Origin of the sequence: Parabacteroides sp. AF14-59 (assembly GCF_003479515.1) — a bacterium.
GTDB lineage: Bacteria > Bacteroidota > Bacteroidia > Bacteroidales > Tannerellaceae > Parabacteroides > Parabacteroides faecis.
This window is the reverse complement of the sequence record NZ_QUHH01000003.1, coordinates 1-11,607: the sequence shown is the minus strand read 5'-3', so window position 1 is coordinate 11,607 and position 11,607 is coordinate 1. Positions and strand designations below refer to the sequence as shown.

At 44.9% G+C, this 11,607-nt stretch carries 7 protein-coding genes; all 7 read right to left on the bottom strand.

From position 1 onward, the window contains the following. On the bottom strand, positions 1 to 630 hold the full coding sequence (locus DWW23_RS04115; RefSeq protein ID WP_122352025.1) for an HAD family phosphatase: 630 nt from the start codon (positions 628 to 630) through the stop codon (positions 1 to 3). Between the two features lie 54 nt (positions 631 to 684). Further along, a complete protein-coding gene (locus DWW23_RS04110) occupies positions 685 to 1,335 on the bottom strand; it encodes an NAD(P)-dependent oxidoreductase (protein ID WP_122352024.1) in 651 nt (216 codons plus the stop codon). 68 nt (positions 1,336 to 1,403) lie between these two features. Then, positions 1,404 to 2,222 (bottom strand): peptidylprolyl isomerase, encoded by an 819-nt coding sequence (locus tag DWW23_RS04105; RefSeq protein ID WP_122352023.1) that lies wholly within the window; start codon positions 2,220 to 2,222, stop codon positions 1,404 to 1,406. A gap of 35 nt (positions 2,223 to 2,257) precedes the next feature. After that, on the bottom strand, positions 2,258 to 4,093 hold the full coding sequence (locus DWW23_RS04100; RefSeq protein ID WP_122352022.1) for a U32 family peptidase: 1,836 nt from the start codon (positions 4,091 to 4,093) through the stop codon (positions 2,258 to 2,260). Between the two features lie 285 nt (positions 4,094 to 4,378). Further along, entirely contained in the window at positions 4,379 to 5,311 is a 933-nt protein-coding gene (gene metA / locus DWW23_RS04095) for a homoserine O-succinyltransferase (protein ID WP_122352021.1), read from the bottom strand. A gap of 149 nt (positions 5,312 to 5,460) precedes the next feature. After that, positions 5,461 to 9,987, bottom strand: a complete 4,527-nt coding sequence (locus DWW23_RS04090; protein ID WP_122352020.1) for a multidrug efflux RND transporter permease subunit — start codon at positions 9,985 to 9,987, stop codon at positions 5,461 to 5,463. After that, positions 9,984 to 11,150: an efflux RND transporter periplasmic adaptor subunit gene (locus DWW23_RS04085; protein ID WP_122352019.1), complete on the bottom strand. Its 1,167-nt coding sequence runs from the start codon at positions 11,148 to 11,150 to the stop codon at positions 9,984 to 9,986. The genes DWW23_RS04090 and DWW23_RS04085 overlap by 4 nt, the downstream gene beginning before the upstream one ends. Positions 11,151 to 11,607 lie beyond the last annotated feature (457 nt).

Genomic DNA, 11,607 nt, shown 5'->3' with positions numbered 1-11,607 from the left:
TCATTTGGATAAATATCGATTGATCGGCTCGCGCCAATCTTCCCCGTTTTCCGGCTGGTACGTTTCGAAACCAAGTTGGCGGGCGATCTCGATATTACTCTTTCCATCATCCACAAAAAGTGTTTCCGAGGGATTCAAACCGCTGTCACGGATCATATATTCGAAAATCTTCGGGTCGGGTTTGGTAACCCCCACCTCATAAGAGGTGTACATCTTATCGAAATAAGCGCCGATAGGACGACCGGCAGGCGTGAATTCGCTGGTCCTTGCCCAACCTTCCTGAATGATCGGATTGGTATTGCTCAAAAGATATACATTATATTCTTCGCGAAGTTTCAACAGGTAGTCCAGCTTATATTGAGGAGTATCGACGATAAAACCCAGCCAGGCATGTCTTATAGCATCGTATGAAAGATCTTTCCCGGCGTATTCACGCAACTTCTGACAAAATTCATCGGAACTGATTGTTCCGTTCTCGACTTCCAGAAAGAATCCTTTCTGTTCATAAGGATCGAGCAATTGCCTTGCATCATCCACTCCAATCTCCTCAAAGCGACGCACGGCACAATCATGGTCCAGTTCTATCAAAACACCTCCCAAATCAAATACAATGTTTTTAATCTTTGTCATAACACTCTTCTTTTATATGATGTTCTCTTTACACGAACAAAGATAGGAATAATCTTAATATCCCAGGGTAAAACGTTCCTGATGATGCTTTTCCTGTTCCAGTTCGTCGATCATGGCAACGGCAAAATCCTCTACGGAAATATTACTGTCCCCCTTTTCATCGGCTACCAGCTTGTCTTTTCCCAGACGGAATTTACCTGTACGCTGCCCGGGAAACATATTGGCTGCCGGACTCAGGAACACCCAGTCGAACGACTTTTCGGGTAACAGCATATCGGTATATACCTTCGCCAGACTCCGGATGCCAGGTAATAGTTTTTCAGGAACATCGGGTTCGTCCATCAGCAGACGCCCCGGAGCCACCTGCAGGCTTCCGGCCCCGCCAACCATCAGAAAACGATGCACACCGGCGTTACGCACGGCACAAATAATAGAGCCGTAGCCTTCTAATGTTTCATCATATATATTCGGATTCGACCATCCCGGATTGAAAGCACTGATCACCGCATCCGATTTTGCCAACTCACGCGACAAAAAATCAGTATCTGTCACATCACCTCCTACCACCTTCAGGTTCGGATGGGTTAATATCAACTTGGATGGATTTCTGACAATGGCCTTTACCTGATGTCCTCTACCTAACGCTTCTTTCAAAATTGCAGAACCTGCATAACCGGTTGCGCCTATAATAACAATTTTCTTCATGACTATATCTATTTGATTACTTGTTTATAGAACAACATCAGGTAGGTATCTTGTTTAGGGAAGCCTCTCTATTTCTGAAATACTTTAGTCGATTTGATCATGACATCATGTACAGGACGGTCATTTTTATCGGTCTTTACCAACGACATCTTCTCTACAATATCAAACCCGTCGACTACTTCGCCAAAGATGGTAACAGAATTGTCCAGATGGGGAACACCACCTACAGTCTTATACACTTCGCGATGCGCTGCCGGAATAACATACGGGCCAAGTTCCGCCAGGGTATCTTCTACCATAATCAGGGCACGGTTCGTCAATTCACTTTCCATCGAATCGGCTGCCAGCGCAGGATCTTCTTTCTTTAACTGATCAAGATATTTATAGTATAACCAGTTACGACGTATCTGGTTGATCCGGGCTTCTTTTTCGTCCAGTTCGGTATCGGAAAGAACTTTTCCCTGTACAAAACAAAACTGGGTTCCGGCTGATGCCCGTTCAGGGTTTACGTCGTCGCTTTCTTTGGCATCGATCAAGGCACCTCGTTTATTGAAATGGTTAGGGAGTATCTCGGCAGGAACAGTATAGCCTCCGTCCCCATCACCATATAAGACACCCGGTTCATGGGCTTTACTGGTAGGATCGCCTCCTTGTACAACGAAGTCTTTGATAATGCAATGGAACAACATTCCCTCATATTCACCGGACTGGCAAAGTTTTATAAAGTTATCCCGGTGCAATGGCGTATCATCATAAAGAAGGACAGTAACGTCGCCCATCGTTGTTTTCACTGTTACATAAACCGGTTTAGAGGGGTCAAGCGGTTTATCCGCACAGGAAGCGAAGGTAAACAAGACGAGTAAAAAGGTTAATAGGTGCTGTTTCATAATAAGTTTATTGTGTATTATAGTTCAAATATTCTCTATTCTTCCGCTTCATATACCAACATCTGGCACCGCTTGCAATCAAACTGCAGACGGAGCCGGGTGTCTTTATATAAAAGGTAATACGGCTCTTTATACGGTGATTTCTGTTTCTGGTATGTCGGACACCATCCCATACTATAGCGCAGGCAATGTTTTGTGAACATCAACGGAACATCCTTCTCCGGCTTCAATTCGAAGGCATCGGCCACCGTCTCCACCTCATGCATCTTATAGAAAGCTTTTGCCCGGCTGTTCGATACATTCCCCAAATAAGTCAATTGACGTTCAGGGAACGGTATCTCTTTCGCCGGTTCCACCTTACGCGCCAATTCCCGTTGATAACGAATGGTCCGGTCAGCCTGTAACTTCCCGACAGCCTTGCGACGCATATCCGCCAGCAAAGACGAAGGGACAAACCAATTCCCGCCCATCTGTACAATGACCTCCGAGGCTTCAAACGGTGTATTTCCTAATTTTGACAGTTGGGTACGAATATTGTCTGTTTGCTCACGTCGTGCCAGTTCTTTGGCAAACGGTTCCGTCAACATTACCCGCGCACCGGTTTCATCCTCCATTGCCAAGGTAAAGCCGAAAGCATTATCGAGAAACTCTATCTTTACGGAGAGTTTTCGTTCGGCCGAAGGTTTCGCCAACAGCTTCTCAAACATCTGATCGAAATTACGATAGAGAGGTGTTTTAGGCTTTATGTCCGGCATATCCAATGGGAAAACGCGATTCGCCTCCACCCTGTTCACACGGAATCCTTCCAACTCACCCCGATTATTGAAGAACACCAGGCCATCACCATTATTCAATTGTTTTAAACCTGCCACTGTAAACGAGGTACCCTTCAATTCCTTCACGGTCCCTACCGGTTCCCCTAACGACTTCGGCGTATCGAAAGCAGTAATATCTTTCGACCGTTCATGCAGGAAGAAAGGAGTAAATCCTCTGTTGAAGCTCTTCTCTGCCACCGGTTCAAACGTATAGGTACTTGTTCCTGCCGAAGCCCTGCAATATTCCGGACGATGTGCCAGGATTGCATCCAGCTTTTTCCGGTAATAAGCTGTTATATTCTTTACATAGGTGACGTCCTTCAACCGTCCTTCTATCTTCAACGACGAAACACCTGCATCGAGCAACGCTTCCAGTTGATCGGAGCGGTTCATGTCCTTAAGCGACAACAAATGCTTGTTATGTACGATCTCCGTCCCGTTTGCATCCACCATCGAATAGGGCAGGCGACAGTATTGTGCACATTCGCCCCGATTGGCACTTCGCCCGCTCAGGGCTGCACTCAAATAACATTGACCGCTATAACTGACACATAAAGCGCCGTGCACAAACACCTCCAGGGGCACAGTCGTCTGCTCCGAGATACATCTGATCTCGTTCAAAGACAGTTCACGTGCCAAAACCACCTGTGTGAATCCGGCAGATTCCAGGAACTTTACCTTTTCTGGTGTCCGGTTATCGGTCTGTGTGCTGGCATGCAAAGGGATAGGCGGCAGATTCAGGCGGGTAATTCCCATATCCTGCACGATCAAAGCATCCGTACCGGCCTGGTAAAGTTGCCAGATCAACTGCTCCGCTTCCGGCAATTCGTCTTCACGCAGGATCGTGTTTAACGCCACATAGATACGGGCATTATATAGATGGGCATAATCGCAAAGGGCACGGATATCCTCCAACGAATTTCCGGCTGCTGCACGCGCACCGAATTTTGGCGCACCGATATAGACGGCATCGGCACCATGATTGATCGCTTCGATACCACAAGTTAAATCCTTTGCCGGAGCCAGGAGTTCAATACGACGAGGTTTGATTGGCATATTTTATTTCAGATATTATCAATAATGAGCTATCCCTTTATCAAAGTGACTTAGCCATTACAGGTTTATTTGCCGTCAGTTTTAACTGACGGTTTACATGTTGCTTCTCTTTATTGGCTTCAGCCACATTTCTCTTCAATAGAGAGACTGCTTAAATGGGACTAAAGTCCAAAGAGAGAGAGCATTTACTAATCCGTTGGTTAAAACCAACGGCAAATGAACCTGTAACTAAGCATGTTTTATGTATGACTGATCGCTTGCTCGGATAGTTCAATTATTTCTAAATTACAAACTTCCCAGATTCTTAATATCTTCGATATTGAACGGGGTTTCCTGATAAACGTAATAGTTCAGCCAGTTGGTAAACAGCAGGTTTGCATGACCTCGCCAACGGACAACCGGACCTTGTGCCGGATCGTTATTACGGTAATAGTTATGAGGAACCGAAATAGGAAGTCCTTTATTCAAGTCACGGATATATTCATCGCTCAATGTATAAGGCGAATATTCCGAATGTCCAGTGATATAAAACTCACGCCCTCCGCGCGACATTGCCATGTAAACACCCGACTCTTCACTTTCTGAGAGCAACGTCAGTCCCGGTACCTTCCGGATATCTTCACGGCGTATCTCCGTATGGCGGCTGTGAGGCACATAAAATTCATCATCGAACCCACGGAAAATAGGCAAAGAAGGCTCCCGCAACGTATGACGGAAAACCCCGAACATCTTCGCTGGCAAATCATATTTAGGAACACCATAGAAATGATACAATCCTGCTTGTGCCGCCCAACATATATATAATGTAGAGGTCACATGCGTACGTGCCCAGTCGAAAATCGTAGTCACTTCCTCCCAGTAACTCACCTCTTCAAACGGCATCTGCTCTACCGGTGCACCGGTAACAATCATTCCGTCGTAATAATCTTTCTCTATTTCGTCGAAGTCTTTATAAAACTCCTGCATATGTTCGATCGGTGTATTCTTCGGAGTATGTCCTTTTATCTTCATAAAGTCCAACTCTACCTGTAAAGGGGTATTACTTAACAAACGGATCAGATCGGTCTCCGTCGTAATTTTCAAGGGCATCAGATTCAGCACCACCACACGAAGCGGACGAATATCCTGTTCCGAAGCCCTAAGGGAATCCATCACAAAGATGTGTTCCTTTTTAAGGAGTTCAATAGCGGGTAAATTCTTTTGTAAATTTAATGGCATAGCAATTCCTCTCTTTATTGTTTTTAGGAATACAAAGATAGGAATAAGTTAGCAGTTAACGTTTTTCCCAATAAAAAAAGTACCTATAGGCTGTCTTTAGCAGATTTCCTATAGGTACTTAATATTTTGTATCTTCTTGCAAAAAAGGACTATTTCTCTGAAGTTAAGGTATATCCGCCACCTAATGCCTTATACAGATAAACCACTGCCAGTAATTCATTCTGTACCGCATTATTCAAACTGATCTGCGCATCCAGATAACCACGCTGGGCATCCAGTACATCTATATAATTAGTTACTCCATTTATATATTGCAGTTCAGCCAATTTAAGATATTTAGCAGATGCAGCTTCCAGCCTTTCCTGCGAGAAACGGATCTCTTTCGCTTTACGGATCGTGATAATAGCATCATTCACTTCCTTAAAAGCACTGATCACACTCTTTTGATAAGTATAAACCTCTTGTTCGTAACGAGCTTTCGATGCTTTCAGCTTCGCTTTATTCTTTCCCATCGCAAAAAGCGGTTGAAGCAAATCGCCTGCCAAAAACCAGGCCGGACTCTTCAACAGATCGCCCAATTCTTCACTTTCAATACCAAAGTTACCTGTCAGGCTGATCTTCGGAAACAGGTCTGTATAGGCCACTCCTACTTTGGCATTTGCTTCACGGAGTTTCAACTCTGCCTGTCGCATATCGGGACGACGTTCGAGCAAAGCAGAAGGTAGTCCTATCGGTAAAGCATCGGGCAAACGCTGTTCACCAAGCGGCAATCCCCGGGGAATATATCCCGGATATTCTCCCAAAAGAAGGGAGATATCGTTTTCTTTTATCCTGACCTGACGTTCCAACGACGGGACAAGTGTTTCCGTACGGGCCAACTCAACCAATGCCTGGTTGTAGGATGTTTCAGATGTCAAGCCTCCTTCAAAACGAAGTTTAGCCAAACGGACACCTTCACGACGGGCTTCTAAGGTCTGCCGTACGATATTTAACTGCCGGTCGAGAGCACACAATTCATAATAAGCAGCTGCAACTTCAGCTACTAAAGTCAATTGAAGAGCACGACGTGCCTCTACCGATTGCAGATAAGCTGCTACACCCGCCTCATTTGCCCAACGCAAATTTCCCCATAGATCGAGTTCCCACGAAAGCGTCAGTTTGGCTCCATATTCAGGATCGGGTTTCGGATTATCGCCACCATAATTCAAACGCTCCTTCTGTCCATAAATACGTGCCCCGATCTCCGGGAACTGCTCGGCAAAAGTGATACGTTTAGCAGCCATCATCTCTTTAATCTTGGCAGCTGCGATCTTCATATCTTTGTTGTTTTCCAGAGCAGTTGTTATCAACCGCTGCAAAGTTGTATCAGCATACAGGCTTTCCCAGGGAATGTTCTCTACGGAAAGAGTATCCGATTCTCCTTCAAACTGAGTCGGCAAATTCAAATCCGGACGGGCATACTTCTCTCCCAACTTACAGGAAGAAAGCGAAACCAAAGCAACGGCGACCACTGCAATAAAAAGGAATAACTTTCTCTTTCGAAGGATTTTTTCCTTCGGAATGATCTGGCTGACGCGTTCCAATTTTAAGACTTTCTTCATTTTATAGATAAATACAAAGAAGAATGGTACCAACACAATTCCTACAGTGATAACAACCAACATACCAAAGAACACTCCGGTCCCAAGACTATGGCGGGAAGCCGAACCCGGCCCGCTAGCCAATACCATCGGAAGCATACCCAATACAAAAGCCAGGGAAGTCATCAGAATGGGACGGAAACGCATCCGGGCGGCATGAATAGCGGCTTGTATAACATCGACACCTGCATCTACCTGTACTTTAGCAAACTCTACGATCAGGATCGCATTCTTTGCAGCCAGACCGATCAGGGTAACAAGTCCGATTTGGAAATAGATATCGTTATGTAATCCGGTAGCCCAAATACCCAAATAAGCTCCCAAAGCTGCAACCGGCAACGACAGCAGTACGGCGATCGGCACAATCCAACTTTCATACTGTGCAGCCAGAAACAGGAAAACGAACAGGAAAACGAGTGCAAGCACCATGCCGGTCTGACCTCCGGCTTTCTTTTCCTGATAAGACAATCCACTCCATTCCACACCGATGTTATCCGGTAGATGTTCACGAGCGATCCGTTGCATAGCCGCCATCGCTTCACCAGAACTGTATCCGGGAGCAGCCACCGCACTGATCGCAGCTGTAGAGAACATATTGAACTTCTTGATCGTACCTGGTCCGGTTGTATAACTTGTCGTACCCAAAGCGGTCAACGGAACCATCGAACCGTTCTGAGCACGGACAAAGAATAATCCCAGATTCTCCTGTGTGGCACGATACGGTGCTTCCGCCTGGATATATACCTTATATATACGGTTGAACATATTGAAGTCATTCACATAAACCGAACCCAAATAAGCCTTCATCGTCGAGAAGATGTCGGTCAGAGGAATACCCAGAAATTTTGCCCGGTCACGATCTACATCAAAATATAATTGAGGGATCTGGGGTTGCAAAGCAGAAGAGACACCGGTCAGCTCCGGAGCTTTCGATGCGTACAGCATAAAAGTGTCGGTAGCACTTACCAGATTTTCCCAGCTGGCTTCTCCACGAGCTTCCAGCTGCATTTCCAGACCTCCGCTTTCTCCCAGTCCGGGAATAACAGGCGGACGGTTCAGATAGGCCAATATTTCCGGATAGTACTCGAATTCTTTACGGGCAACTTCCATTACATCTTCAACTCCCATGCCGGAAGACTTACGTTCTTCCCAGGGTTTCAGAATAACGGTAAGGGTTGAACGGCTTTGTGATGTTCCCACACGAGTACTGCTACCGGTCACATTTTGCACATAGGCCACAGCCGGTTGTTTCTGCAAAAACTCGATAGCACGGTCGGTTACTTTACGGGTACGTTCCAGGGTTGCTCCTTCAGGCATCACTAATTCCACGGTGAAAAAGCCCTGGTCTTCCTCCGGAATAAAGCTGGTCGGTATAAAGCGATTCAGTACAAAGATGAAAACAAGTACCATACCGAAACCTGCCAGAATCCGTTTTGGATTTCCGATGGCCTTCGATAACAAATGGATATATTTATTATTTCCTTTATGTAACCAGATATTGATTTTACGGAAGACAAAGTTCTTCTTTCCGGTTGTCGGACGCAAGATCAAGGCACACATAGCAGGACTCAATGTCAATGCGACTACTGTTGAAAGCAATACTGAAACGACAATAGTTATCGAGAACTGGCGATATAACGCACCGGTAATCCCGCTCAGGAAACTTACAGGAACGAATACTGCAGCCAATACCATCGAAGTCGCGATCAATGCTCCCGACAATTCATGCATAGCCTTATGGGTAGCTTCACGAGGCGTCAGTTTTTCCTCATGCATAACACGCTCCACATTTTCCACAACAACAATCGCATCATCCACCACAATACCAATTGCCAGAATCAATCCCAACAAGGTCAGCATATTCAGTGAGAATCCCATAATTAACATGAATCCGAATGTACCGATCAGAGAAATAGGCACGGCAATAGTCGGGATCAAAGCGGCACGCCAATTCTGCAAAGACAGGAACACAACCAACACAACCAGGAATAAAGCTTCAAACAAGGTCTTGTACACTTCATGGATGGACTGTGAAATATATTCTGTCATATCGAACGGGAATTTATATTCCAGCCCTTCAGGGAAGTTCTGGCTGATCTCTTTCATCGCTTCCTTCACGTTGGTTGCCACTTCCAAAGCGTTAGCTCCCGGTAGCATATAAATACCGAGGATTGCAGCATTCTCACCGTTTATCCCACTTTCAGTAGAATAGGAAGAGGCTTCCAATGAAATACGGGCAACATCCCGCAAACGGACGATAGAACCGTCCTGATTTGCACGGACGACAATATCTTCAAATTCCTTCACTGTCGATAGGCGGCCACGAGCTGTAATAGGTATGGTGACATCCACATCTATGACCGGTTGTTTACCTAACTCACCGGCGGCAGATTCACTGTTTTGCTCTTTCAATGCATTCTGGATATCCTTTACCGTCAATCCCATATTGGCAAGACGATCGGGATATACCCATATCTGCATACCATAATAACGGCTACCGATATTCGAAACACGTCCTACTCCAGGGATACGACGAAGGACATCAAGCACATTGATCGTTGCAAAGTTACTCAGGTAGATTTCATCGAAACGCGGATCATCCGAACTCAAACTTAATGTCATCAACTGACTGGCGGATTGTTTCTCTACCGTAATACCGTTCTGCACGACATCGGAGGGAAGACGCGACTCTGCCAGCTTCACACGATTCTGTATTTCGACAGCAGCCAGGTCAGCATCCGCCGACACATCGAAAGTAACCGTAATAGTCAAACCTCCGGAGTTACTGCTGCTACTCTGCATATAGATCATACCCGGAGTACCATTCAACTCCTGCTCGATCGGTGTAGCAACAGCTTGCGACACCGTCAAGGCACTGGCTCCCGGATAAGAGGCACTAATCTTCACAACCGGTGGCGTGATCTGCGGATACTGATCCACCGGCAACAACATCAATCCAATAATCCCGACAATAACAATTAACAAAGAAAGTACAGTCGAGAATACGGGACGATCTATAAAGAATCCCGGTTTCATTCTCCTGCCTCCTCTCTATATGCTGCGACAGCTTTATCATCACCTGCCTGGACCGGACGAACCAACATTCCGGGAACTAACTTATGATAGCCTTCAACAACGACCGATTCATTTTCACCTAGACCACGTTCAATAACAATACTGTTCCCTATTTCCGGTCCTGTCTGAACAAAACGTTTTTCCGCAACGTTATCACGACGGATAATATAAATAAAGACACCGCCCTGTTCAATAGAAATGGCTTTCCGGGGAACAACGATTGCGCGCTCACGCACATCTAATAATAGTTTTACACGTGTAAACTGTCCGGGAAGCAATTTTTGGTTCGGATTAGCCAATTCTGCACGGACACCGAAAGTACCTGTTTGAGGGTCTACAATCGGATCTGCAAAATCCACAATTCCTTTTACCGGATATTCAGAATTATCAGCAAGGGTTACAGTAACGGTCGGTTGCCAGGAGCGAGTCGTGTCCTGCTCACCGAACTTGATATTACGACGTTCAGCACGCAGATAATCCAGTGCTGTCATTTTAAAATCCACCAATACCGTATCGCTTTTCACAACAGCAGCCAACTTTGAATTGACACCGGGGCCGACCAAGGCACCGACATCGACAAAACGCTCACTGATATACCCGGCAATTGGGGAAGTTACAGTTGTATAACCGAGTTCCAGTTGTGCCTGATCAAGGTCAGCCTTACTCATAGCGATATTGGCTTCCGAATCGTCCAGGGAAGCCAATGCATTATCGAGATCCAACTGGCTCGCTGCATGTTGTTCATACAAGGGCTGCAAACGTTCCACATCTCTTTTGGCTTTTGCCGCCTGAGCTTCATTCTTTTTTAACTGTGCTCTTGCTTTCTCTACGCGAGCCTTATAAAGTGCAGAATTGATAATAAACAGAGGTTCATTTTGTTTAACCTGTTTACCTTCTACAAAAAGCATCTTTTCCAGATAACCTTCTACACGGGCATGTATCTCTACATAACTTGCTGCCCGAATACGACCTACGTATTCACCAAATATTTGCACATCTTCTTTCTGAGGCTTGTCTACAATGACAAGGGGACGCAACGGTTCTTCTTTTTTACGACAACCTGTTGCCAGCATTAAAAGGGCGACTAATACGATACTTCCTTTTACTAATCTTTCTCCTACCATTACTAATATCTATAAATGACATTTAAATATTCTATTGTTCTATCTCTCTACTGTAAGAATGAAATAATCGTACCATTGTTCAATACAATCTGTTAAAAAACGCTATACTACTAAATATTAATCATATAAACCAACTACAAGATAGAACGACTTCTTTATTAAAAGATACTTTTGTAGAATTATTCCACAAACAAGTGTTACTGAGTCCACAAAATTAATATAAATCAAAAACAAATAATGTATTTATGGATAGTTTTCCTCTTTGGAGAGAGGGTAGAGAGGATAAAGCTAGTCATTAGGAAGAGCTATATAAAACAAAAAAGAAGTCAGCTCCATTATGCCAATAAAGATTTGAGCCAACCATGTATAAGCATCAGTCATAAATAAGACATACTTAGTTACAGGTTTATTTGCCGTCAGTTTTAACTGACGGTTTAGTAAATGATCTATATCTTTG

Bases quoted from the DNA above. Each gene is read 5' to 3' on its own strand.
- metA (WP_122352021.1), bottom strand. From the start codon at position 5,311: ATGCCATTAAATTTACAAAAGAATTTACCCGCTATTGAACTCCTTAAA.
- DWW23_RS04100 (WP_122352022.1), bottom strand. From the start codon at position 4,093: ATGCCAATCAAACCTCGTCGTATTGAACTCCTGGCTCCGGCAAAGGAT.
- DWW23_RS04085 (WP_122352019.1), bottom strand. From the start codon at position 11,150: ATGGTAGGAGAAAGATTAGTAAAAGGAAGTATCGTATTAGTCGCCCTT.
- DWW23_RS04110 (WP_122352024.1), bottom strand. From the start codon at position 1,335: ATGAAGAAAATTGTTATTATAGGCGCAACCGGTTATGCAGGTTCTGCA.
- DWW23_RS04090 (WP_122352020.1), bottom strand. From the start codon at position 9,987: ATGAAACCGGGATTCTTTATAGATCGTCCCGTATTCTCGACTGTACTT.
- DWW23_RS04115 (WP_122352025.1), bottom strand. From the start codon at position 630: ATGACAAAGATTAAAAACATTGTATTTGATTTGGGAGGTGTTTTGATA.
- DWW23_RS04105 (WP_122352023.1), bottom strand. From the start codon at position 2,222: ATGAAACAGCACCTATTAACCTTTTTACTCGTCTTGTTTACCTTCGCT.